We start from the raw sequence: 25,535 nt of genomic DNA on the forward strand, positions 1-25,535 counted from the left end.
TATAGATAGAAAAAATAGCTGAGAATTTTACAACGACCATTTACAGATAAAAAGGACCAATGTTCATTGCATAGAAAAGTGTACATATAGAACAACAGGTAACCTTTGGTTGCACCAATTAAACCATAAACAAAACCTAAAACTTAACAGACAACCATTCACGAAGACAATAAAAAACCTTTCACATTTTAACCATCAAAAAATGGAAAATTAGTTTTCGGTACGCATAACTAATTTAACATTAAAAATAAAACCCTGCATTTTCATAAAGTTATAATTAAAAGTTATCGTGACCATAAAAAACACCTATTGCAGATGGTTATTTCGCTGTGTATACATACGCAACTATAAAATCTTTTAATACCTAAAATTAGTAAAACTTATGCCAAGCAAACACAACATTTTTGGCCACCCTAGAGGCCTATTTCTACTATTCAGCACAGAGCTATGGGAACGTTTCTCCTACTATGCAATGCGTGCAATCCTTGTTTTATTCCTAACTGACACGACGATAAACGGCGGACTTGGTTGGTCAACGAAAGACGCACTTGATCTCTACGGTATTTATACCGGTTTAGTCTACGTCACACCATTAATCGGTGGCTGGATTGCCGATAACTATTTGGGGCAACGTAAATCGATCCTGATTGGCGGTGTATTAATGGCATTAGGTCAATTTACACTCGCGCTACCTAACGGATTCATCGGTTTAGACCAAGTGCACGCTCTTTACCTTGGTTTAGCACTGCTTATCAGTGGTAACGGAATGTTTAAGCCGAACATCTCGACAATGGTGGGTGATCTTTATCAAGAAGGCGATAACCGACGTGATGGTGCTTTCACTATTTTCTATATGGGCATTAACTTAGGCGCACTACTTGGTGGTCTAATTTCTGGTGCGGCCGTTGACTCATTTGGTTGGAAAGCCGGTTTCCTAGCCGCTGGTATTGGTATGGTTATTAGCTTAATTATGCAAATTACAATGGCCCAATCATGGTTAGGTAATATTGGTTCAGAACCTGCGGCTGCACGAGCAAAAGCACTGAACAAATCGAAAGAAAAAGCACCGTTAACTAAGGAAGAATTCGACAGATTAAAAGTGATTCTGATTATGGGTCTGTTCGTGATTGTTTTCTGGGCTGGTTTTGAACAAGCCGGTGGTTTGATGAACATCTATACGCAAGAATACACCGACCGCATGATTGGTAGTTTTGAAGTACCAGCGGCTTGGTTCCAATCTCTAAACCCATTTTTCATTATTACACTCGCACCATTAATCGCAGCCTTTTGGGTTAAGCTCGGTAAACGTGAACCAAACTCACCGGTGAAGTTTGCTGTGGGTTTGTTTTTCCTAGCTATCGGTTTTGTGTGCATGATGGGTGCTGTAATGGAGCAAGGTGGTGACCTAACAGCAAAAACATCAATGCTATGGTTGGTGGGCGCTTTCTTCTTCCATACTCTTGGTGAGCTTTGTCTGTCTCCTATTGGCCTGTCGTTGGTCACTAAGTTGGCTCCGCTTCGCTTAGCTTCATTAATGATGGGAGCATGGTTTGGCTTCAACGCCATTGCAAACTACGTGGCAGGCCTTGTGGGTTCACACGTCGGTGAGCTGGGTGCTATGTCTATTTTTAGCGGCATTGCGATTACGGCAACAGTCAGTGGTATATTACTCTTGCTTTGTGCAGGTAAGCTCGTGTCATGGATGCATGGCGTAGAGACAAGCACAATGCTTGAAGCGGACCAAGCTAAAGTAACTTCTGTTGCTTAATCTCTAACAAAAATCATCTAATTTAAAAAGGGCTGCTCAATGAGCAGCCCTTTTGTTATTGGTCGATGTACCTTACTGTTAAAGCTAAGCCACCGTTAACGATACAACGCGACTAACTCAGCCATCATATCAATGTGCGAGTCTCTATCGTTAAGGCACATAATGTAGCTAAAGTCCGAACCACCAGCGTCAATAAACGTCTCTTTACACTGGTCTGAAATCTCTTCCAGCGTTTCCAAACAGTCAACCGAGAATGCAGGCGCCATGATATCGATCTTCTTGATGCCTTTACTCGGCAGTGATTCAAGTGTCTCATCCGTGTATGGCTTCAACCACTCTTCTCGACCAAATCGCGATTGGTATGTCATGGTGATATCGTCCGCTGATAAACCTAACTCTGCCGCAAGCAGCTTTGTTGTCGCTTTACAATGCTGAGGGTAGATATCGCCTTCATCAGCCAGCCGCTTCGGAATGCCGTGGAAAGAACACACTAAATGATCGGCCCTGCCATTTTGCTCCCAATGACTGCGAACGCTTTCAGCCAATGCTTTGGCATAGCTTGGGTGCGCGTAGTAGTCACGAATAAAGCGATAGCTCGGGATAACTGGCATCTGTTTAAACGCTTTGGTTAAACCATCAGAAACCGCTGCCGTGGTTGTCCCTGAATACTGAGGATATAAAGGCAGTACGATGATGTCTTCGACGCCCTGCTCCATCAGTAACTCAAGCCCGGTCTTTAAGCTTGGATTACCATAGGTCATACCCAACGCAACAGGCATCTCAAGTTTCTTCTGAAGCTTTTCCACTTGTCTTTGGGAGTACACAAGCAGCGGTGAGCCTTCATCCATCCAAACAGACTGATACAACTTAGCCACTTTAGGCGCACGAATCGGCAGAATGACACCATGTAAAATAGGGCACCACAGCCAACGTGTTAGGTTCACCACACGTTTGTCGTGTAAGAATTCACTCAAAAATCGACGAACACCAGCGGGGGTCGCTGAATCTGGTGTTCCTAAGTTCACCAGTAAAACGCCCTGCTTTTTATTATTTACCATAGATACCTAAGACCAATGTGTGATTTTCTGGAAAGTAATATACTAATCTGCATAAGTTTAGGATCATTGCACCCCGATAAAAGTCTGAATAATCATTCTTCCTATGAGATATCACAACATCCACTCTCGATTGTTAGCCACAGCCATCGGGTCTTAACCGTTCTGAATCATGTACAATCAAGTTATCTAGATTGGTATCGTACTAATAATTGAAACAAAAAAAAGCGACCCTTAAGGTCGCTTTCAATATATCAAATTCTAAAACTGGCCGTTAGCCAATTATGCTAGCGCTTTCTCAAGTTCAGCGCTCACTTCAGCAACTTGCTTAGTACCGTCGAATTTCAGGTACTGAGTGTTACCAGCTTCAGCTTCTTTGCCGTAGTAAGAGATCAGCGGAGCTGTTTGATCGTGGTATACACCTAAACGTGCACGAACCGTTTCTTCTTTATCGTCATCACGCACAACCAGATCTTCACCGGTGATATCGTCTTTACCTTCTTCTTTCGGCGGGTTGTACACGTTATGGTATGTACGACCAGAAGGAAGGTGAGCACGACGACCCGCCATGCGCTCAACAATCACATCATCAGCAACGTCGAATTCAACAACGTAATCAACAACGATACCCATCTCTTTTAGACCATCGGCTTGTGGGATTGTGCGTGGAAAACCGTCTAGTAGGAAACCTTTCTCACAGTCATCTTGAGCAATGCGCTCTTTGATAAGACCAAGGATAATTTCATCAGAAACTAGCTGACCCGCGTCGATTACTGATTTAGCCTGTTTGCCAAGTTCAGTACCCGCCTTGATAGCAGCACGTAGCATGTCACCAGTTGAAATCTGAGGGATACCAAATTTATTCATGATGAAGTTAGCTTGAGTACCTTTACCCGCGCCAGGAGCACCTAGAAGAATGATGCGCATGTTTAATCCTCTTATAAAATTATGATTTATACCGAAGCTCACTATTCCGTTCTCCTGTTCATTTAAGGATAAACAGAGAGGTTAGGTAACAGTGACTGCAAACAATAGCAAAACGGTAAGTTTCGGTATAACGTTTAGAAATCATACAACTGGAGTGTGTTGGTTCCGACTCACAGCCGATGTAGGTCGAGCATTCTATCACATTAATATTCAATTAGGCTGAATTTACGACTAAAGAATACACCAGAAACATTTGTGATGACGATAATGACAACGTTACCCACGTAGAGTCAATTTTCAACGACGTTCATAAAAAAAGCCCGCATTAGCGAGCTTTTTATTACAATGATGATCTTAACCTAAAGTCGAAGAACTATCGCTTTGTTAGCAGTTCGTTGATTGCACCCAGAAATTGTGACGGGTCTTCCATTGACCCCTTCTCCGCTAGCATCGCTTGACCAAGTAGCAATTCAACCCAGCGACCAAACGCTTGTTCGTCAGCTTCATCGGCCATCTGTTTAACCAGTGTATGCTCAGGGTTAATCTCAAAAATGTATTTCACTTCAGGTGCCGCTTGACCCGCAGCCTCTAGAAGCTTAGCCATTTGTGTCCCCATATCAAAATCGTCCGTAACAACCACCGCAGGCGTTGTCGCTAGCTTGAAGGTAGTACGAACCTCTTTAACACGATCACCTAGATAAGATTGAGCACGTTCAACAACAGACTTAAACTCTTCTTCGGTCTCTTTTTGCTTCTCTTTCTCTTCTTCACCTTCAAACTGGCTCAGATCTAAGCCCGCTTTGGTGATCGACTGGAACGACTTACCATCGAAGTCAGTCAGGTAATTCATCACATACTCATCGATACGATCGTACATAAGAATGACTTCGATACCTTTGGCTTTGAATTGCTCTAAATGAGGACTGTTCTTAGCGGCAGTGTAGCTATCGGCCGTTAGGTAATAAATCTTGTCTTGACCCTCTTTCATGCGCTCAATGTAAGACGCTAGGCTGATGGTTTGGTCAGCTGAGTCAACTTCCGTTGACGAGAAACGCAGTAAATTAGCGATCTTCTCTTTATTCGCGATGTCTTCAGCTGGGCCTTCTTTCATAACAAGGCCAAACTCTTTCCAAAACTCTAGGTACTTATCATTGTCACTCTTCGCCATACGCTCAAGCATAGTCAGCACACGCTTAGTACATGCCCCACGAAGAGACTGAGTGACTTTATTGTCTTGCAGAATTTCACGTGACACATTAAGAGGCAGATCATTTGAGTCAATTAAACCACGAACGAAACGCATGTAAGAGGGCATGAACTGTTCAGCGTCATCCATGATAAACACACGCTGTACGTATAATTTCAAGCCGCTCTTATGATCACGGTTCATCATGTCCCAAGGCGCTTTAGCTGGGATATACAGAAGGCTTGTATAGTCATTCTTACCTTCGACTTTGTTGTGGCTCCAGGTCAGTGGATCCGCAAAGTCATGTGACACGTGCTTATAAAACTCTTGGTATTCTTCTTTCTCGATATCCGATTTGTTACGAGTCCAAAGTGCTTGAGCCTTGTTAATCTGTTCCCAACGCTTCTCTTCAGTGTCTTTACCTTCGTCATCTTTAACCGCAGTTAACATTGAAACCGGGATGCCGATGTGATCAGAATATTTACTAATGACTTCACGCAAACGCCATTCATTCAAGAACTCTTTGCCGTCTTCACGCATATGAAGAATAATATCAGTACCACGAGATTCTTTAATGATGTCTTCAATGGTATAATCCCCTTCACCCGCAGAGTGCCATTGAACCGCTTGATTGTTCGCTAAGCCTGCAGCTCGGGTACGAACGGTTACGGCATCTGCAACAATAAATGCCGAATAGAAACCAACACCAAATTGGCCGATAAGTTGAGAGTCTTTGCTTTGTTCATCCGACAACTTTGAGAAAAAGTCAGCGGTGCCTGATTTAGCAATGGTACCCAAATGTTCAATAACATTGTCACGGCTCATGCCGATACCATTATCAGAAATCGTTAAAGTATTCGCCTCTGCGTTAAACGACAATTTTACACCTAGATCAGCGTCGCCTTGGTAAAGATCACCATTCGATAGCGCTTGAAAACGAAGCTTATCAGCCGCGTCAGATGCATTAGAAATCAGCTCACGTAGGAAGATTTCTTTATTTGAATACAGTGAGTGAATCATTAAATGAAGTAGTTGTTTCACTTCAGATTGAAAGCCACGAGTCTCTTTATTTTGCGTTGCTGTTTCGCTCATTTTTACTCCAAAACATCTATACTTTATGTTAAATAATTACAGGGCCGTAATATTGGATACCATTCTTATGTTCATTAACATGAGGATGACAAATGTAAAATCAAGGTCAAAAAGCATAAAAACACTGTTTTTTTTATCAATTTTTATTATCCTGACCCTCATAAATATAAAAGAACATAAAAAACCATAATTTGGTGAAGAATTAACTGGACTTCACCTAAAATCTGTCCATTTACCCCAAACCATTCAAAATAGAAGAGTTCAATGAGCAATATTGGCACAAAGTTTATTCTCGCACAGCGGTTCGTATTCGATCCAAACAGCAACTCACTTATTGATCAGTTGAGCGACGGTGAGGTTGTGCGCCTTGGCAGCAATGAAAGCCGTATTCTCCTGATGATGTCAGAAAGACCGAATGAAGTGATCACGCGTAATGAATTGCACGAATATGTTTGGCGAGACCAAGGCTTTGAAGTGGATGATTCCAGCTTGACGCAAGCAGTATCAACCTTAAGAAAGATGCTGAAAGATTCGACTAAATCTCCAGAATTTGTGAAAACCGTGCCTAAACGCGGTTATCAATTTATTGCGACCGTTGAACGATCCGCGCCGTTTTCCTCCAATGGCCAACCGATAGCATCGGACATTGTCGCAAATAACGCAGGTTCAACATTAAAGAATACGAATACACCAACCTCAGAAGAAGCCATTACTGAGGACATAGCGACCTCGACACCAATCACAAACACTCAAGAAGTTAAGATTGAAGCAGAGTCAGCGGTCACATCGATTAAAAGCAAGAATAAATGGATAACATTTGGGTTATTGTTTGTCGCTTTCTGCATGCCAATTATCGCATTGACATTGACTCACCCCACACAGTCGGAGTTTCGTACATTAACTGAGGTCGATGGTGTGAAAGTTCAATCTCCAGTCAATCACCCCGATATTTCAAGGTGGTTACCCGCTATTGAGAAATGCGTATTACGTTACAATACCAATCACACCGGCTTGATGAAGCCAACGAAAGTGATCGCTACAGGCGGACAAACCAGTAACCTTGCTCTTAACTATATTCATCCTCAAGATTACTCGAACGAGAATATAACGGTAAGAATTTATGCCAATCAATCAGATTTGAACGACATTTGTAAAGGAGAGCAGTAACATGAAAGTAAAAGTATCTATCATTTTACTGATTCTTTCCGCATTTCTAAGTGGTTGGTTATATTGGGGTAACAGCGAAAAAATAGAGCACTTACTCACGCAGCATGAGTGGCAATCGAAAATGGTGACTCTGATCAGCGATAACAAACAAGAGGACTCTATCGGCCCGCTTCGTAAAGTTGAACTGTCATCGAATGCGAAATATCTACCAAACGGGACTTATCTTAGAATGTCAGTCGTTCGGTTATACGGTACTCAAACGGCCCCTGCGAATGTAATCAACATTTCTGAGACAGGCAAATGGGATATCAACGATAACTACTTACTCATCTCTCCAATTGAGTTTAAAGACGTGACTTCATCACAGCGCCAAGACTTCTCAGAGAAGCAATTAGAGCTTATTACCCAGGTGATCAAAATGGATGCTGAACAGAGCCGACGCATTGATATTGTGAACCCGAAAGCACTGCTACTGACTAGCTTGAATCACGGTTCTACGGTGTTATTTTCAAACTAAGACTGAGTACAGTAAAAAGGGGCTGAGGCCCCTTTTTTACTGACATAACTAAGCGACTCGCACATAAAGGATTTACCATGAAGACAGAATCCGATCAAATAGCCTCTTCTATCGCTCGAGCATCGATCTCCATACACTATTGTCGTCAGTGCAACTGGATGCTTCGTTCTAGCTGGTTGTGCCAAGAATTACTGCATACTTTCAGTGAAGAAATAGAGCGCGTGAGTTTGCACCCTGATACGGGTGGGCGATTTGAAATCTTTTGTAATGGCGTTCAGGTTTGGGAAAGAAAAGTGGATGGCGGCTTTCCTGACGCAAAAGTTCTAAAACAAAGAGTGCGGAATATCATTGCTCCAGATAGAGATCTTGGCCATATCGACGCCAAATAACCTTCGTCGTACACTGACCTTATTCAATCTCAATCAGTCACAACCTCACTAAGTAGTGATGCTCTTATTAAAAGCATCACAAACAACGTTCCACTTTAAAAGAACCGTTTATAACTCGCCACTCACAAGCAACTCACCTTCTAGGCTGATGACTTTGAATGTATTATTTTCATAAATGCCATAGCTAGCAGCATGGCCATCTCGTGGAAATGTCACAGAGCTTGGATTAAAGAGAAACACATCATCTTGATATTCAGCAACGGGGACATGAGTATGCCCATGTGCAATAACGTCACCTGCTTTTAATGCCGGTCGCTTAGTCGTGTTGTAAAGGTGGCCATGTGTTAAAAAGATACGTGCGCCTGACTCTAACAGAACCCATGAATAATCCATCATCATCGGAAAAGACAATAGCATTTGGTCGACTTCACTGTCACAGTTACCACGAACCGCAATAATCTCTTGAGAAAACGCATTTAACCGCTCGGAAACTGCTGGTGGGTTATAGCCTTCAGGAATTGGGTTTCTTGGACCGTGGTTCAAAATATCCCCCAATAGAACCAAATACTGCGCACCAGACGCCTGATAGAGCTCTAATATCTTTTCTGTGGCTGGCAACGATCCATGTAGATCGGAAGCAAAAAATAATTTCACACGCACTTCTCCATAAAAATTATATGTCTATTGTACGTATTGAAAGGCTATACGTCATCTCTCGCCATCCCGTTGATCACGATATTATTGTAACTCACCATACCGACTATCTTATTATCACTCACCACAGGAGCACGGCTGATACCAAAGCGCTCAAATAAGCGAGCACAATACTTCACGTTCATATCTGCCGACACGCTTAAAGCAGGTTTTGTCATGATTTCATAAACATTGGTGCGCTTTGGAGAACGGTTCTTAGCCAGCACTTTCTTGGCGATATCATTCATCAACACAATACCGTATTCATCATCTTCATGCCGCTTGTCGACAATGATAGCCTTAACTTTGTGCTTCTTTGCCATCTCTATCGCTTCAAATACTGTGGTTAGCCCATCGATGATCACATATGTATTGGCCATGACATCACTGACTCGGATTTTTTCACTGCCACTCATAGTTCATTCTCCACAACCTTAGTTAATGTCTCGACTTGATGCGCTACTCCGACGGCATCTTCCACGTCGATTTGCACAGCAATACCTTGACCCGATTCTTGGTCAAACTCCCCCACCTCGTTGATCCTTTCGAGGATATGTCTCGCTAAGTGCTCCTCGACAACAAACAACAATACGTCTTTTTGAACCTCTAACGTCAACCCAAAAAAAGTCCGCTTCTGATTTAAACCTTGCCCTCGGGCATTGTTAATGACCGTCGCCCCGGTAGCCCCCGCATCACGCGCAGCATCAAGCACGATGTCTGTCTTGCTCTCTTCTACAAACGCTAAGATAAGTTTAAAGCGCATCTTTGCTCTCCTTTGAGGATTGTGTTCGGTTTAGCCAGAGTGTTATTTGGGCATAACCCATCACGGATATAATGGGAAACAAGCTTGCGAAAGCAATCAACCCGAAGCCATCTATTACTGGGTTTCTTCCCGGTACCGTTGACGCTAACCCCAGCCCAAGTGCCGTGACTAAAGGAACCGTCACCGTTGAGGTGGTCACGCCACCAGAATCGTAAGCTAATGGAATAATCATTTTGGGTGCATAGAAGGTTTGAATCACAACAATGATGTAGCCAACAATAATGTAGTAATGGATAGGATCTCCGGCAACGATACGATAACTGCCCAGTGAGATACCGATAGCGACACCTAACGCCACGGCAATTCGCAGCCCGTTAACGCTGATACTGCCACCGGACACTTGATTCGCCTTCATCGCCACCGCAATCAGAGAAGGCTCGGCTATCGTGGTACTGAAACCAATACAAAACGCAAAGAGATAGACCCAATAATAATCAACCCAAATCAATGCAAGACCTGAGCTGACCTTAAATTCGGTTAAAAAACTGGGTTCAGTGAGCTGCATTGCCATCGTCTCCCCTAAAGGAAACAAAGCGAGCTCCAATCCCATCAAAAAGAGCGACAAACCCAAAATGACGTAAAAGAAACCGACAAGTACCTTGGCTAGGTTATTAACAGGCTTACGCAATACCGCTAACTGAAAACCAAAAATAATGACCCCAATCGGAATGACGTCCATAACGGTTCCAAGAAAAGTCTCTATAAACTGCTGGACACTGATCATGTCACCACCATTCCGTACACCATGACAAACATCATCGGTAACAATGACGCAAAGGCGATCAACCCAAACCCGTCAATCATAGGGTTACGCCCCTTTATTGCTGAGGCTAAACCAACCCCTAAAGCCGTAACAAGTGGCACGGTGATGGTTGAAGTTGTCACACCTCCAGAATCATACGCAATGCCGATGATATTTTCAGGTGCAAAAGCCGTCAGCACCACGACACCGATATAGCCTCCAATAATCATGTACTGAATTGGCCAACCTTTAAGGATTCGCAATACACCAAGCAGAATGGCAATACCAACCGATAACGCCACTGTGAATCGCAGACCATCGGCATACTGCTCCATTTCAGCTAAAGAGTGAGGGATCACTCCCCCCTCTGCAGCCACTTGAGCAGCCTCGGCGGCCACCGCTGTCAACGCAGGTTCGGCAATGGTCGTGCCAAACCCCAAACAAAAAGCGAAGCTCAATAACCAGAACACACTCCCCTTACAAGCAAAAGCTTGAGCCATCGATTCACCGACAGGAAACAACCCCATTTCAAGACCATAGATAAAGAAAGTCAGTCCAAAAACCACCAGCACTAACCCCGTTAAAATCGACAAAAGATGAGGAAGAGGCTCCTGCAAAACGGCAAGTTGGAAGAAAGCTATCACCGCAACAATCGGTAAAAGATCCCTTAAGCTACCTAACATGGCTCGAAACAAAGCAAACACGGCCGTCATCGCACCTCCTTATGGTTAAGAGTGTGTTTGGTTATGTACTCATCATAATCATGGCAAATGCTTATCCTTGCCGATGTGATAAATATTACGCAGTCGGTAACCCATGCAATTAAAATTCATAAATGTGATAAAGATATCGATTTCATCATCCTGATTTATCGTTAGATGGCTATTTATCGAGGTCATCATTTCGCTATCACACGATTGAAACCAACTGATCGTTATAGTGACTTTTTCGTATTGGCTAGCTATTCAAAACAAGCCATGTCTATAATTATATGAATAGGGAGATTGGCATGAAGATATTATTAACGGGTGGGACTGGATTTATTGGCTCAGAATTGATCAAGAGTTGGAACACTGACGACGTAACATTACTGACACGGAGCCCTGAAAAAGCAAAGCAAAGCCTTAATCACCTCAACCAGAATAATCTTCACTACATCCAGTCTCTTGATACGTTAGTTGATCTCAATGATTTCGATGCCGTCATCAACCTTGCGGGTGAACCGATTGCCGACAAGCGTTGGAGCACTGAACAAAAAGAGAGGATCTGCAACAGTCGTTGGCACATTACAGAAAAACTTGTCAAGTTAATCCAGGCAAGTACAAACCCGCCAAAGACCTTTATCAGCGGCTCAGCCATCGGATACTATGGCGATCAACAGCAACGTCCATTTGACGAATCATTGAAAGTAGAAGATGACAGTTTTCCTCACAAAGTCTGCGCTCACTGGGAAGACATTGCTAAACACGCTCAATCAGACCACACTCGTGTGATTTTGCTCCGAACAGGCATTGTTCTTGGTAAAAATGGCGGAGCATTAAAAAAAATGTTGATGCCCTATAAACTGGGAGTCGGTGGCCCACTCGGTTCAGGGGAGCAGTACATGCCTTGGATCCACATGCTAGATATGGTGAGAGCCATCAACCACTTATTGTCGTTCCCTCACGCCCAAGGAGAGTTCAATCTATGTGCTCCACATCCTGTCACCAACAAACAATTTAGTCGCACATTAGCCAAACAGTTGCGACGCCCCCATGTTCTTTTCACTCCCCGATGGGCAATGTCGATACTCATGGGAGAGTCAGCTTGTCTATTGTTCGACAGCATTCGCTCCAAACCAAAGAAATTGACTGAAATGGGGTTTATATTCAGTTACTCAAGAATCGAGCCCGCCCTAAAAAACTTGTTACAACATCAAGACTAATTCTTTACCCTAGAGCAATAGAGACTCAAATAAAGGATTAAGCGTGAACAAGTCGATTCTTATCACCGGTTGCTCATCCGGTATTGGCTATACGTGTGCGCACGCACTTCAAAAGCGGGGATTCGATGTGATTGCATCTTGTCGCAACCCACAAGATGTGAAACGCCTTCAAGCTGAAGGGCTCACTTGTATCCAGTTGGATCTTTCCAATCAGGAAAGTATCGAGCAGGGAGCTCAACTCGCGATAACGCTCTCCCCTAACGGATTGTATGGGCTTTTCAATAATGGGGCTTATGGCCAAGCTGGCGCACTTGAAGATTTACCAACCGACGGGCTCAGAGAACAGTTTGAAACCAACTTTTTTGGCTGGCACCATCTCGTTTGCCAAATTCTTCCCCACATGCGCGAACGTGGTGAGGGGCGCATTGTACAAAACAGTTCCGTGTTGGGCTTTGCTGCAATGAAATATCGCGGGGCTTATAATGCGTCAAAGTTTGCACTTGAAGGCTGGACAGACACATTGCGCTTAGAGCTGTATGGCAGTGGGATACATATCTCGTTATTGCAACCCGGACCAATTGAAACCCAATTTAGAACCAATGCTCTTAAAGCTTTCAATAAATGGATCTCAATTTCCGGCAGTGCTCATCAAAACGCTTATCAACAACAAAAAGACCGGCTCGAAAAAGCGTCATCGAACAACGCGTTTGTTCTACCGCCAGAAAGTTGTATTGAGCCGGTATTCCATGCTCTCACCGCCGACAACCCCAAGCTAAGATACCGAGTTACGACCCCAACTAAAGTGTTCGCGGTATTGAAAAGGGTTCTGCCGAGTCGCTGGCTAGACCCTATTCTAAGAAAATCGGCATAAGCCCTTAACTTTGCATCCTTTGTCGCAAATTTTAATGTAACGATGTAATTTATTCGTCACAATAATGTGTCATGATTTGACCTATCTCATCAGTTATTCCCGATTGATGAATTGACTCTTGGATATTTCATGACGTTAAACCGCCTTAATTGGGTCGGTGTGGGTCTGGCTATTACGTTGTTTATTCTATTTTGAATATCTCACGCAACGCCCCACTGACAACCTCGATAAGAACGCTACACCTTCTATGTTGAGCTAACATGGCTATCAACATTGAAGTGTGGCGTTTTTCTATTTTGGGCGTTTTTTATCTTAGATAACTGAGTTAGATCTTGAAGTTAGCGACTTATCCCCCCATATTTGCTACGTATCCACAAAACAAACCTCAAGGAACGTAAATGCAATCTCCGCATATGGTTGAACTTAATGAACAGAACTTTCGTCAAGTATTAGAAGGTTCGATGCAGACCCCTGTACTCATCCATTTTTGGGCACCAATGAGCCAAGAGAGCGCCCAAATCATTCCTGAACTGCAAACATTAACTCAGCAATACAACGGCGCTTTCACTCTTGCCCTATTGAATTGCGAGCAAGAACAAGCCATTGCTAGCCAGTTTGGTGTTCAAGCACTGCCAACCATCGCTCTATTTGTTAACGGACAACCTGTCGATGGACTTGGTGGTCCTCAAAGCGTGGCAGCGATCGTAGACATGCTCGGTAAACACTTACCGAATCAAGATGAACTCGCTTTACGCCAAGCACTAGAACAAATGCAAACCGGTGATCACGCACAAGCACTCGCGGCAATGCAACAACTGCCGGTCGAGCTAACAAACAAAGGCGAAGTAAAACTGGCGATCGCTGAGTGTCTGTTAGAAACACAACAATTTGACCTTGCTGAAACTCAGCTAGCAACCATTCCTCTAGAGTACCAAGACAATTACTACAAAGGGTTAGTCGCTAAGCTTGAGCTTCATCAACAGGCCGCTGACAGCCCAGAAATCCAAGCATTAGAAGTCGCTTTACAGCAAAATCCAAACGACGCGAAGTCCGCTTCTGAACTTGCCTTGCAATACCACCAAGTGAACCGTAGCGAAGAAGCCATGGCGTTACTGTGGAGCTTCCTGGCTAAAGATCTCAATACGCTTGACGGTGATATGAAAAAAGAGTTCATGGACATCTTGAGTGCACTAGGACAAGGAAATGCGGTGGCAAGTCGATACCGTCGCCATCTGTACTCGCTGCTCTACTAGTCAACAGCAACAGCAACAGCAACAGCAACAGCAAGGTGAATGATTTACCAGATATCGATAGATGACAAACAGGTAACATACGTCGTATAACATCAAGTTAAATGGGCCATAAAATCAATATTTTATGGCCCATTTCTTAATGAAAAATTTGCTCGTATTTTAAATATGCGCCAGTATGAGTAATGAAGGTTCAAAAACTTAAACTTACAAAGGATTTTGTATGGCTATTGATACATTAATTACCATCGGCGTCTTCACTATCGTCGTACTATTATTTATTTTCGCTGGCATAAAAGCCGTTCCTCAAGGGAATAATTGGACCGTTGAACGTTTTGGGCGGTACACGCAAACCCTTAAGCCGGGTCTTAACTTAATCATTCCCTTTATTGATAAAATCGGGCAACGAATTAGCATGATGGAGCGCGTACTCGATATCCCAGCTCAAGAAGTTATCTCCAAAGACAACGCAAACGTGGTGATTGATGCGGTCTGTTTTGTTCAAGTTATCGATGCCCCTAAAGCAGCTTATGAAGTCAATGACCTTCAGCATGCCATTCGCAACTTAACCCTCACCAATATCCGTACTGTACTTGGCTCGATGGAGCTCGATGAAATGCTCAGCCAGCGTGACATGATCAATACCAAATTGCTGAATATCGTGGATGAGGCAACGAACCCTTGGGGTGTAAAGGTGACACGTATCGAAATTAAAGACGTGCAGCCACCTGCCGACCTGACCGCAGCGATGAACGCTCAAATGAAAGCCGAACGTAACAAGCGTGCTGATATTTTGGAAGCAGAAGGCGTTAGGCAAGCTGAGATCTTAAAAGCCGAAGGTCATAAGCAGTCTGAAATATTAAAAGCGGAAGGCCAAAAGCAAGCCGCAATACTGCAAGCCGAAGCCCGAGAAAGAGCTGCGGAGGCTGAAGCTAAAGCGACAGAGATGGTATCAACGGCCATTGCCCAAGGTGATATGCAAGCAGTCAATTACTTTATTGCACAAGGTTACACCGACGCACTGAAATCAATTGGTCAAGCAGAAAACGGCAAGATCATTATGCTCCCACTGGAAGCGACTGGTCTCATGGGTTCTGTGGCAGGTATCGCAGAGATGTTTGCAAATAAGAATGATAAGAGTAGTAAGGACTAACTTATGGTCGAGTTACTAGAGCAAGTCAATCATTGGCATTGGTTAGCGTTTGGTCTGGTGTTGTTAGCTCTTGAGCTAGTCGGTACCGCTGGTTACTTTTTATGGATAGGTATATCAGCCATGCTGGTCGGTGCTCTATTAAGCGCGCTACCAATCGGTTGGCAGATGCAATGGCTGTCCTTCGCGGCCTTCTCGCTGCTCACTACCTGGTTATGGTGGAGAAGACAACTGTCTAATGATAAAAAATCGGACGCTGGTAGAGATCTAAATCAAAGAGAAAAACAACTGATAGGTAAAACAACTCGAATCGATACCGACATTCAAAAAGGTAAATGTCGTATTCGCTTGGGTGATACAACATGGTCAGCTGTCAGTACTCACGACTTAGCATCGGGAACAGAAGTTATCATCACAGCTGTCGATGGCATTGTATTAACGATTACTCCAACTAAAGAGTAATTCAACCAATTCTTATTCAAGCCATAAACCTCCGTTTATGGCTTTTTATCAACAAGTGAATCAATGATCGGACATTGACTATTTGAGTCACCCGGGCATTGTTCAATCCACTCTGTCAATGTCTTCTGAATTGCCAATAAATCTTCAATTTTTTTGTTTACTTCTTCCAATTTACTCAGTGCTTTTGCTTTAACATCGGCACTTTCACGCCACGGATTATCCGCTAATTCAACAAGAGCACGGCACTCATCGAGCGAAAAACCCGCACTTCTTGCTTTCGCAACGATCCCAAGCTCTTTAATCTGCTTCTTATCATAACTTCTATAACCATTTTCCGAGCGCAACGGCGCAGTGATAACCCCTTTGTCTTCGTAAAGACGAATAGATTTCGTTGATAAGTTAGTAAGTTTAGCCGCTTCACTTATGTTCATAATATTGCCCTGCTAGCAGAAAGTAATGATGGTTCAAGAGTCATAGTCAACACTCAGAGACAGTATCTGAATAACTTCATGTTGAGAAGACTCTTATGATTATATATTTATAACATCGAAGACCATTATCCCCTCAATATACCATTCTTTAGGGCAGATTCCCTTCCAAAAAGTACCAACACGAGACGAAGCCCAAACGAACATAACTCAACCTCCTAAGATCACTAGGTTTCATATTGATCGAATGAATCTCTCCCTTAATCTATAGAATCCAATGAAAATTAAATTTAAATAAATTAGGCGATATAGGGTGATTTTAATGGTATCCAATCAACATTCACTCCCCAATATAGTTAATTAGGACAAATATCACTGATACAGTTTATATATAACCCTCCAAATCAAAGAGCTACGGTGTATATTTATATTTTTGTTAAAAAAATAAGGCCACATGTAAGTTATATATTCACTCGAACATCAAACCTAAGATCAGTGAGTTGCACTCATTTTATTTAAAAATAACAGGTGCTTTTTTATTTGTAGAAATAATTCATTTGCTGGGGATTTATTGAAATTTTATTGACCATAGTTAAAAGTAAACCATAATCAATATGCGCCTTATTTGAATTTAATAATATTTAGTGAGGATAATATGAAAGTTATTTTAGTTTTTGTTATAAGCTGTTTTATCGCTTTGCCGAGTTACGCGACAGCTAAAAGTGGTTCTGAGTCAGGCCCCCTTGTTGATTGTAAACTTCCATCAGGAGAGACTGACTATATACCCAGCATGGTATGTCGCTTAAATGGTGGGGAAAAAATATGAAGAATCTTAAGCGGTCGACCCTTAGTGTTTACCGCTTAATGATTGATTAGATAAACATTAGAAAACACTTGATCAATTACCACACATTCGAGCAATATCATGGATAATTCAAATCAAAACAAGTTGTGCTCAAATAAAAATCCTCGATGGCGGTTTTCACCCCTAATGTCATAGCGATACCATAGATACCGCACTCGAGTCTCCAACCAATATAAGATGGAAGGTAAAGAAGAAAGAGCAACAAACATGATGTCCGAAATCAATGATGAAAAAACATTAAAAGTCAGACAAGCAACGCAACACGTTTAACCTACCGTGGTTTAATTATTGTTCGAGTAGCCAAGACAAAATCTTTTTACGTTCCTCTACGGATCCTTGTGCAAACCAATAGCTTGCCATTTCGACCGGTTTGCTGCCTTCTATTGATATTAAGTCTTGCTCATTGCGATTATCAAACGCCCAATCACTGAACTGTGACTTATCATTAGCCGATGCTTTACTGTACCAGTATTCAACCATTTTCAGCGACTGATTTGCTTCACTTGAACGCTTAGATTCAGTTTTCGTTTTTTCAGAACCGGTGGTGACCGTAGCCAGATTAATCGAATTCATAGAATTATATCGATTGAGTTCTTTTACGTAATCGCGTGAAATACCACTCAATACGGGCAATACATCCTGTTTCACTTGAACTTCTTTTCCCGTTTCATCGGTAATCACAAATTGAGGATTCTTTTGGAATGCATTGGCATGCTCTTTACGACTAATTGGCGATTTCGTCGCAACATTTAAAGATACGTCTTCGGCATCAAATGTAATAACAATAGGGTAGGAATTAAATTTCTCTTTCTCGCCTAGGTTGGATACCAGTTGCTCAACCCGTAAAACGATTTGATTTCGACCATTTTCAAAATCAAACTTATCAGCTTTTGAAATGGAAAAGCCAACTTCTTCACCATGTACTACCAATGCTGCGATATTTCTATCTAACGTTAAATCGACAGCCGCCATCGGAGCGAATGAAGTAAGCATAGTACCAATAACGAACATTTTATTTATTACTTTCATTTATTTAACTCCTGGAGTGAAAAGAGCATTCTTATAAAAAGAATGCTCTTGAGTTTAAGTATGGTTCAGACAACTAAATTAGAAGTAGTATTCCATACCAGCTAGGATACGGTGACCCCATTCGCCATCATACTTGTTGTCTGAAGTATTGATCTTGTAGTTACGAGAATCAATGTACCAGTAAGAGCTTGGTAACAGGTAACCAAATCGAGCAGTAATCGCTTGGTCGCCACTGTCTGCGATACCATCAGCATCATCAGTCGCTGCGTAACCTGCTTTTAGAACGTACTTACTGTCAATCACGTATTGAGCAGTCGCAGAGTAAGCGTTTTGGCCAACATTGCCCACTTCCATTGCTTTGTATGCTGCAGTAAGAGTTAGGTCGCCAAGGAATACCGAACCACCAACGATTGCATAATTACGGCTTTCAACAGTTTCTGTCGTATTTGAGCCTGCTGCATTCCATTTAACCCACGCGTCACTAATTACAACGTTACCGTTTTTATCAATCTCATACTTCTCCGGCTCATTTACACCTTGAGTGTACGAACCTTGATAATAGTAACCAGCGTGTACGCTGAACATACCTTTAGTGAAAGAGGTACCAATGCTTGAAACCATTTGGTCGGTATCTTTCGTCATGCCACTCAATGTCGCTTGAACATTGAAACCACCGAAGTTAGCAGAGTCGAAACGTAGAACACTGTCTGCACGGTCTTGGTAACCGCCATCGATGTCATTGTTCCAGTCAAATACGTTACCTAGACCAGGGTTTGAGTGTGGCCAGTCAACGTAGTTATAGGCAGCGACTAGCTGACGACCATATTTGAATTGACCTACGCCTTCAAAATCAAGACCAAGATAAGTATCACGCGCACCTAAACCACCGGTATTATCGCCATTGTTCGCGTTTCCACCTTCGATCTGCCAGATGAAGTTTGGAGAAATATCGTCAAACTCTACGACACCACGGAAACCAACACGTGATTCAATTTCAGTGCCAACACTTTGAGTGTCGTTTGCGTCGATAAGAGTGATGTTACCCGCTGCTTGGCCGTAGAACTGAACGGCATCGCCCGCAAGTTGAATCGCTGCGTTAGCTGAACCAGATACAGCAGCAAAAGAAACTGCTGCGCCTAAAAGTGTACGTTTAAACATTTTGTCCATGGAATAAAACTCCTAAAAATGGATATAGCTGTTTGAATATTTCCCGCCTAAAGTTGGCCGCCGTAGAGAGAAATACCTTTTTTTGTTAGAGAATACTTATAACCGTGATTTCTCTATTTCGTTTCTGGTTATACACATCGTGCATCCATGGCAATAAGACTAACTTTACCCTCAGAAAGATCAATCAGAACTTAATTTCTATCTAAAAAAATATGAGTTGGTGCAAATTTACCGCCCACTTAGTGAACCTGATCGATAAATTGACAATCACCTATACCAAAAAGAATAAACCGCATAAAAACAACAACTTATAACACAACCAATTGGCATTAATTAGATATCACTCGCAATTTTATCACGCTAGTAAAGGCAATTCGTTAATATTGAACGTCATCACTGTCCTTATTCGACACTTCGTATAGACACGTAATTCTCAACAAGTAAAAAATCGCAAATCTATAAATAATATAAAAAAGGCACTTCTATAAAGAAGTGCCTTTGATATTTTTTTACCTAAATTCAATTACGAAATAAGAGCAATAAGATCGTCTTCTGTTCTTATTTCAATACCTAAATCTTGTGCTTTCGTTAATTTAGAACCCGCAGCTTCGCCAGCGAATAAGATATCAGTGTTTTTAGAGACGCTGCCCGTCACTTTTGCGCCTAATGCCTGCAATGCAGCTTTGGCTTCATTGCGACCGAGTTGAGACAGAGAGCCCGTTAACACAACCACCTTACCTTCTAATGGTCGATGTTGATCATCGGTAGCATCTTCGATGACAGGCCAATTCACACCCAGCTCTAGAAGTTGAGCCACTACGGCTCTGTTTTTCTCTTGTGAGAAAAAGCTGGTGATATGGCTCGCAACGATGTCGCCAATATCGGACACTTCAACCAATTGTTCATGTGTCGCGGCTTGAACCAACTCGAGCGTCTTGAAGTGTTGCGCTAAGTTCATTGCAGTCGCTTCACCCACTTCGCGAATACCTAGCGAATAAAGGAAACGTGCCAATGTTGTGTCTTTGGCTTTATTAAGCGCACTGACTACATTCTGTGCCGATTTAGGCCCCATGCGGTCAAGTACCGTAATCACGCCCGCACTGAGCTTGAACAGGTCAGCCGGTGTTTCTACCATTTCACGATCGACAAGCTGCTCTATCACCTTTACGCCAAGACCATCAACATCAAGCGCCTTTCTAGAGACAAAGTGCTTCAGTGCTTCTTTTCGCTGTGCCTGACAGACTAAACCACCAGTACAACGGGCTACAGCTTCGCCTTCTACACGCTCAACGGCTGAACTACATACCGGACATGTCTTCGGAAATTCAATGTCTTTCGCGGTATCAGGACGACGATCTTGTACGACAGCCACAATTTGCGGAATAACATCACCAGCGCGGCGGATGATAACACTGTCGCCAACCTTTACCCCTAAACGAGCAATCTCATCGGCATTGTGTAGCGTCGCATTACTGACTGTCACACCGCCAACGAAGATAGGTTCCAGTTTAGCAACCGGTGTGATCGCACCAGTACGGCCAACCTGAAACTCTACGTCATTAAGTAACGTAATCTCTTCTTGAGCAGGAAACTTATAAGCAATTGCCCAGCGCGGCGCTCTAGCAACAAAACCTAGGGCTTCTTGTGCGGTGATATCATCGACTTTAATCACCACACCATCTATCTCATAGGCCAAAGCATCACGACGAGTCATAATGTCTTGGTAATAGGCTTTCACATCATCAAGCGAAGTGAGTTGTTTGGTCTCAGGGCACATAGGCAACCCCCACCCTTTTAGCTGTAAGAAACGGTGGTAGTGACTATTTGACAGCTCAGCGCCTTGTACAACACCGACACTGTATGCATAGAAAGCTAGCGGACGTTTAGCGGTAATACGCGAATCAAGCTGACGCAGGCTTCCTGCTGCAGCATTGCGTGGGTTAACGAAAACCTTCTCGCCTTTCTTCAACGCCCGTTCATTCAGTTTATCGAAGCCCGCTTTAGGCATAAACACTTCACCACGTACTTCAATACGCTCTGGCCACCCTTTACCTTGTAGCTTCAACGGAATAGAGCTTATCGTACGCACATTTTCTGTGATATTTTCGCCAGTTGCACCATCACCACGCGTTGCTGCCTGCACTAAGGAACCATTCACATAAAGCAGGCTCACGGCTAAACCATCCAGTTTAGGCTCACAACAGAAAGTATGGAGATCGGCCGTTGGCACTCTGTCAGACATACGCTTATTAAATGCATCCAAGTCTTCATCAGAGAATGCATTGTCCAGAGACAGCATTGGGATCTCATGGGTCACTTGAGTAAAGCCATCGAGAGGCTGACCACCAACACGCTGGCTCGGCGAATCTACCGTCACTAACTCTGGATTCTCTTCTTCAATCTTTAGCAATTGCTGCATTAATCGATCGTACTCGACATCAGGGATCTCAGGGCTATCTTCTACGTAATAACGAACAGCATGATAATGCAGAGTTTCTCTTAACTGCTCTAAGGTAACTTGAATCGATTCTTTCATATCAGTCTCTATGGTGATTGAAATATCAAAAAGGGCTCCCTTAGGAGCCCTTTTCTATAAATATAGATTATTGACCAGGCTAAACAATACGGCTAAGCATTCGTCGCCATAAAGTCTCTGATTTGCTTACGGTAGTCAGCCAAACGGTTTGGGGTCATTAAGTTTCGAGCATCATCCAGAACATTGCCCCCCATATCATCGGCAATTTTCTGTGCGGCACTCAGCATAATATTGAAATTTTGATCCGCTTGCCCATAACAAGGTAACGTCATAAAGAATGAAATACCTTTCGTTGTAAAGTCCGCAGGGTCAGTATGCTCTAAAGTACCTGGCTGCATCATGTTTGCGACACTGAAAATAACTTTCGGCTCGTCAATAGACTGTACAAAACAGTGATAGATAGACATCTCACCATAAGTTAAACCGTTGTTTTCCATACTCTGAAAAAGTTCAGTCCCCACAAATGGGATCTCGCCGGCACAATGCACATTAAGAACAATCACCTCTAGGTCAAGTTGCTCATCTTGCTTGATTTCTTCAGTCGTTACCGTGCTTTGCTGAGAAGCGGTACCCTTCGCAATCGACGACTCTTGTGAAGTTAAGCGTTCGCTTGGCGCTGGTTGCACATCGACCGTTTCATCGACGTTGTTATCAAACGAACCGTATTGCTCTTGAAAACCTGCGTGATTTTCTTTTTGTTCGTCAGTTAACTCAAAGCTAGGTACTTCTGGCTCAGTCGGCTCTTCTGGCTCTTTCGCCTGAATCGGCTCTTCAACACTAAAAGAAGGAAGATCATTCAACACGACGTCCTCTTCGTGAATGTCTTTCGTTGGTGATACCGTGAGCGGATCTGAGTCTATCAGCGGGTCGGTTGCTGATGTTGAAAAAGCAAAATCAGGCTCTTTACGCTCTTTTTTGATTATCTCAAAATCATCTTCAGGCGCGAATGAACGGTTAGGAACCGTTTTAGCTTCGTCTAAACGGTCGTTGTCGAGCTTGCCAAGCGGCTTATCTCCAAACTTCGCTTTCCCTTCTTTTTTACTCGTCCAAAGACCATGGAACAATAATGCGGCGATAGCTAATGCGCCAACAATAATGAGTACAAATCGCAATTCCTGCATTTTTCGCTCTCAGCTTTCTTAGTTAACTAGCGCTATAGATACGCTGTCGCTAAGTTGAATTTATTTGACCAATCCCACTACTCTACCAAAAGTAGCGCCTGTTTTAGAACAACTTAATACAATTAGTTCCTTTCATGGTGTGATTTTCACCACGCTTTTTTTCTTAATTTCGGTCGAGTACACTAGACATGTTTGCTATTTAACCAAATTCACATGTGACCCAATTAAAATATGACTATTGAATCTGTTCCCCGCTCCGGCTTTGGCTATTTTATTTTCGGAATAAAAATCGCTTTGTCACCGAGCATTCGTAAGTTTGTACTCATGCCGCTTATCGCGAACGTGTTACTCGTCGGTGGTGCCTTGTTTTATATCTTCTCCAACCTAAACACATGGATTGAAGGTTGGATTGGTGCATTGCCCAGCTTCTTGTCGTGGTTGTCATATATTTTATGGCCACTACTTGTGTTGACCGTCTTGGCCACTTTCTCATATTTCTTTAGTACGCTCGCGAACTTCATTGCAGCACCTTTCAATGGTTTACTTGCAGAAAAAGTCGAAGAGTTGCTGAGTGGTAAAAAAGTGAATGACGATGGTTTACTCGATGTTCTCAAAGATACCCCACGTGTATTAGCAAGAGAATGGCGCAAGCTTGTCTACGTTCTCCCCAAAGCGATCGGTTTATTTCTGCTTTTGTTAATTCCAGCACTAGGGCAAACCGTGGCACCGTTTTTGTGGTTCATTTTCACCGCATGGATGTTAGCGATTCAGTACGCCGACTACCCATTCGATAACCATAAAATTAAATTTGATGACATGAGAAACAGTTTGAAACAAAAACAAGGCAAGAGCTACAGCTTTGGTGCGCTTGTTTCTGTGTTCACCACGATTCCAATTTTAAACCTGATCGTGATGCCGGTTGCTGTCTGCGGCGCAACGGCAATGTGGGTTGCGGAGTTTAAAGACCAAGCTCTGCGTTCCCGCCGATAACTGCCACTCCGCCCCTGCTAACTTCGCCTATCTTTTTGAAGTTCTGATTTCAATAAAGATAGGCGAGAATGCTGCTACATATCTATATGATATAACTTTTTAATCCTTTTACCTTTTTTTCAACTTGTTTACTCTAAATTCAAGCTAAACAAACAACGCAAGAGACTAGACGGTAAAGAGATTGATATATTACGTTTAGTTCTGTCATTAAATGAAGGAACATCGCATGAGCAAGATCTACGAAGACAACACCCTAACGATTGGCAACACACCTCTAGTCCGCCTTAACAAAGTAAGTAAAGGTAACGTCCTAGCTAAGATAGAAGCTCGTAACCCAAGCTTTAGCGTTAAGTGTCGTATCGGTTCAAACATGATCTGGGAAGCAGAAAAAGCAGGTACGCTTAAGCCAGGGATCGAGCTTGTTGAACCGACCAGTGGTAACACTGGGGTTGCTCTTGCATTCGTAGCAGCCGCGCGCGGTTACAAACTCACACTAACGATGCCTGAATCAATGAGCCTAGAACGTCGTAAACTGCTTAAAGCCCTTGGTGCAAACCTAGTGCTCACTGAAGCACCAAAAGGCATGAACGGCGCGATTGCTAAAGCAGAAGAGATTGTCGCTTCAGACCCAGACAAGTACCTACTACTACAACAGTTTAACAACCCAGCCAACCCACAAATTCATGAGCAGACAACTGGCCCTGAGATTTGGGAAGCCACAGACGGTGAAATCGATGTATTCGTTGCAGGTGTTGGTACCGGTGGTACTATCACAGGTACCAGTCGTTATATCAAAGGCGAAAAAGGTAAGGCGATCACTTCTGTAGCCGTTGAACCGGCGGAGTCTCCTGTGATTGCACAAGCGCTTGCTGGGGAAGAAATCAAACCCGCCCCACACAAAATTCAAGGTATTGGTGCCGGTTTTATCCCTGGAAACTTAGATTTAAATATTATTGACCGAGTCGAGCCAGTAACTTCTGAGGAAGCGATTGAGATGGCACAGCGCCTAATGAAAGAAGAAGGTATCTTAGCCGGCATATCATCGGGAGCGGCGGTCGTCGCGGCCAATCGAATTGCAGAACTCCCTGAATTCAAAGGAAAAACCATCGTAACCTTACTACCAAGTTCTGGTGAGCGCTACCTAAGTACCGCCCTATTTGCAGGCATCTTTACGGAAAAAGAGAACCAACAGTAATATGTGGTCAAATCAATTTTTCGTCCAAAAAAGCCCCGTTTAGGGGCTTTTTTGTTGATCCCTGCCTCACCTTTGGTAATATCGGGGCTGCTTTATTTTTCGCTTCAAAATAAAAGAAGCAATAAACAAATTCAGAAAGTCATGAGTACTCAGCATAAAGATGACCATGGCTGGATAAAAATTTATAA

Annotated in this window: 23 protein-coding genes and 2 pseudogenes; 12 read left to right on the forward strand and 13 right to left on the reverse strand. The window is 43.0% G+C overall.

The window, feature by feature from the left end:
* Positions 1-382 precede the first annotated feature (382 nt).
* Positions 383-1,768, forward strand: a complete 1,386-nt coding sequence (locus OCU36_RS09675) for a peptide MFS transporter (RefSeq protein ID WP_261837807.1) — start codon at positions 383-385, stop codon at positions 1,766-1,768.
* Positions 1,769-1,863: 95 nt separating this feature from the next.
* Here the strand turns inward: OCU36_RS09675 and hemH are convergent, their stop codons facing one another.
* The 3 genes from hemH to htpG form a co-directional block, all read right to left on the reverse strand.
* Complete coding sequence (gene hemH / locus OCU36_RS09680) at positions 1,864-2,826, reverse strand: ferrochelatase (protein ID WP_261837808.1); 963 nt, start codon at positions 2,824-2,826, stop codon at positions 1,864-1,866.
* 279 nt (positions 2,827-3,105) lie between these two features.
* Positions 3,106-3,750, reverse strand: a complete 645-nt coding sequence (gene adk, locus OCU36_RS09685; RefSeq protein ID WP_261837809.1) for an adenylate kinase — start codon at positions 3,748-3,750, stop codon at positions 3,106-3,108.
* Between the two features lie 373 nt (positions 3,751-4,123).
* Positions 4,124-6,028 (reverse strand): molecular chaperone HtpG, encoded by a 1,905-nt coding sequence (htpG, locus tag OCU36_RS09690; RefSeq protein ID WP_261837810.1) that lies wholly within the window; start codon positions 6,026-6,028, stop codon positions 4,124-4,126.
* Positions 6,029-6,292: 264 nt separating this feature from the next.
* On the opposite strand from htpG, the pseudogene OCU36_RS20100 reads away from it, so the two are divergent.
* The 4 genes and pseudogenes from OCU36_RS20100 to OCU36_RS09705 all read left to right on the forward strand — a co-directional run.
* Positions 6,293-6,662: pseudogene (locus tag OCU36_RS20100) on the forward strand (winged helix-turn-helix domain-containing protein); the annotation flags it as partial.
* A gap of 86 nt (positions 6,663-6,748) precedes the next feature.
* Positions 6,749-7,195 (forward strand): annotated as a pseudogene (locus OCU36_RS20105) (transcriptional regulator); the annotation flags it as partial.
* A gap of 1 nt (position 7,196) precedes the next feature.
* Positions 7,197-7,712, forward strand: a complete 516-nt coding sequence (locus OCU36_RS09700; RefSeq protein WP_261837812.1) for a regulatory protein ToxS — start codon at positions 7,197-7,199, stop codon at positions 7,710-7,712.
* A gap of 77 nt (positions 7,713-7,789) precedes the next feature.
* The gene (locus OCU36_RS09705) at positions 7,790-8,101 is read left to right on the forward strand and encodes a SelT/SelW/SelH family protein (RefSeq protein WP_261837813.1); all 312 of its coding nucleotides are present in this window, start codon (positions 7,790-7,792) and stop codon (positions 8,099-8,101) included.
* A gap of 108 nt (positions 8,102-8,209) precedes the next feature.
* Here OCU36_RS09705 and yfcE read toward each other — a convergent pair whose 3' ends face one another.
* From yfcE to OCU36_RS09730, 5 genes are read right to left on the reverse strand one after another with little or no spacing between them, the layout of a single operon-like run.
* Positions 8,210-8,755, reverse strand: coding sequence for a phosphodiesterase (gene yfcE / locus OCU36_RS09710; RefSeq protein ID WP_261837814.1), 546 nt, complete (start codon positions 8,753-8,755; stop codon positions 8,210-8,212).
* A gap of 47 nt (positions 8,756-8,802) precedes the next feature.
* Positions 8,803-9,210 (reverse strand): CBS domain-containing protein, encoded by a 408-nt coding sequence (locus OCU36_RS09715; protein ID WP_261837815.1) that lies wholly within the window; start codon positions 9,208-9,210, stop codon positions 8,803-8,805.
* Positions 9,207-9,557: a P-II family nitrogen regulator gene (locus tag OCU36_RS09720; RefSeq protein ID WP_261837816.1), complete on the reverse strand. Its 351-nt coding sequence runs from the start codon at positions 9,555-9,557 to the stop codon at positions 9,207-9,209. Before OCU36_RS09720 ends, OCU36_RS09715 begins: the two co-directional genes overlap by 4 nt.
* Positions 9,547-10,341, reverse strand: a complete 795-nt coding sequence (locus OCU36_RS09725; protein WP_261837817.1) for a DUF1538 domain-containing protein — start codon at positions 10,339-10,341, stop codon at positions 9,547-9,549. The genes OCU36_RS09720 and OCU36_RS09725 overlap by 11 nt, the downstream gene beginning before the upstream one ends.
* A complete protein-coding gene (locus tag OCU36_RS09730; RefSeq protein WP_261837818.1) occupies positions 10,338-11,072 on the reverse strand; it encodes a DUF1538 domain-containing protein in 735 nt (244 codons plus the stop codon). Before OCU36_RS09730 ends, OCU36_RS09725 begins: the two co-directional genes overlap by 4 nt.
* Positions 11,073-11,368: 296 nt before the next feature.
* Between OCU36_RS09730 and OCU36_RS09735 the strand changes: the two genes are divergently transcribed.
* The 5 genes from OCU36_RS09735 (at position 11,369) to OCU36_RS09755 (ending at position 16,016) form a co-directional block, all read left to right on the forward strand.
* On the forward strand, positions 11,369-12,283 hold the full coding sequence (locus tag OCU36_RS09735) for a TIGR01777 family oxidoreductase (protein WP_261837819.1): 915 nt from the start codon (positions 11,369-11,371) through the stop codon (positions 12,281-12,283).
* 43 nt (positions 12,284-12,326) lie between these two features.
* On the forward strand, positions 12,327-13,154 hold the full coding sequence (locus OCU36_RS09740; RefSeq protein ID WP_261837820.1) for an SDR family oxidoreductase: 828 nt from the start codon (positions 12,327-12,329) through the stop codon (positions 13,152-13,154).
* Between the two features lie 398 nt (positions 13,155-13,552).
* The gene (locus OCU36_RS09745) at positions 13,553-14,407 is read left to right on the forward strand and encodes a co-chaperone YbbN (protein WP_261837821.1); all 855 of its coding nucleotides are present in this window, start codon (positions 13,553-13,555) and stop codon (positions 14,405-14,407) included.
* Positions 14,408-14,627: 220 nt separating this feature from the next.
* Positions 14,628-15,557: an SPFH domain-containing protein gene (locus tag OCU36_RS09750; RefSeq protein ID WP_261837822.1), complete on the forward strand. Its 930-nt coding sequence runs from the start codon at positions 14,628-14,630 to the stop codon at positions 15,555-15,557.
* Positions 15,558-15,560: 3 nt separating this feature from the next.
* Positions 15,561-16,016, forward strand: coding sequence for an NfeD family protein (locus OCU36_RS09755; protein WP_261837823.1), 456 nt, complete (start codon positions 15,561-15,563; stop codon positions 16,014-16,016).
* Positions 16,017-16,051: 35 nt separating this feature from the next.
* Here OCU36_RS09755 and cueR read toward each other — a convergent pair whose 3' ends face one another.
* The 5 genes from cueR to zipA all read right to left on the reverse strand — a co-directional run bounded on the left by cueR (position 16,052) and on the right by zipA (position 23,162).
* Positions 16,052-16,447 carry a Cu(I)-responsive transcriptional regulator gene (cueR, locus tag OCU36_RS09760; protein ID WP_261837824.1) on the reverse strand — a complete coding sequence of 132 codons (396 nt, stop codon included), beginning with the start codon at positions 16,445-16,447 and terminating at the stop codon, positions 16,052-16,054.
* Between the two features lie 1,147 nt (positions 16,448-17,594).
* The gene (locus OCU36_RS09765) at positions 17,595-18,338 is read right to left on the reverse strand and encodes a YccT family protein (RefSeq protein WP_261837825.1); all 744 of its coding nucleotides are present in this window, start codon (positions 18,336-18,338) and stop codon (positions 17,595-17,597) included.
* Positions 18,339-18,416: 78 nt separating this feature from the next.
* Complete coding sequence (locus OCU36_RS09770) at positions 18,417-19,505, reverse strand: porin (RefSeq protein WP_261837826.1); 1,089 nt, start codon at positions 19,503-19,505, stop codon at positions 18,417-18,419.
* A 523-nt stretch (positions 19,506-20,028) separates the two neighbouring features.
* The gene (ligA, locus tag OCU36_RS09775; RefSeq protein WP_261837827.1) at positions 20,029-22,041 is read right to left on the reverse strand and encodes an NAD-dependent DNA ligase LigA; all 2,013 of its coding nucleotides are present in this window, start codon (positions 22,039-22,041) and stop codon (positions 20,029-20,031) included.
* A gap of 92 nt (positions 22,042-22,133) precedes the next feature.
* Positions 22,134-23,162 carry a cell division protein ZipA gene (gene zipA / locus OCU36_RS09780; protein ID WP_261837828.1) on the reverse strand — a complete coding sequence of 343 codons (1,029 nt, stop codon included), beginning with the start codon at positions 23,160-23,162 and terminating at the stop codon, positions 22,134-22,136.
* A gap of 231 nt (positions 23,163-23,393) precedes the next feature.
* On the opposite strand from zipA, the gene cysZ reads away from it, so the two are divergent.
* On the forward strand, positions 23,394-24,152 hold the full coding sequence (gene cysZ, locus OCU36_RS09785) for a sulfate transporter CysZ (protein WP_261837829.1): 759 nt from the start codon (positions 23,394-23,396) through the stop codon (positions 24,150-24,152).
* A 226-nt stretch (positions 24,153-24,378) separates the two neighbouring features.
* Positions 24,379-25,347 carry a cysteine synthase A gene (gene cysK / locus OCU36_RS09790; RefSeq protein WP_261837830.1) on the forward strand — a complete coding sequence of 323 codons (969 nt, stop codon included), beginning with the start codon at positions 24,379-24,381 and terminating at the stop codon, positions 25,345-25,347.
* Positions 25,348-25,535 lie beyond the last annotated feature (188 nt).

This window comes from Vibrio artabrorum (assembly GCF_024347295.1).
Classification (GTDB): Bacteria; Pseudomonadota; Gammaproteobacteria; order Enterobacterales; family Vibrionaceae; genus Vibrio; species Vibrio artabrorum.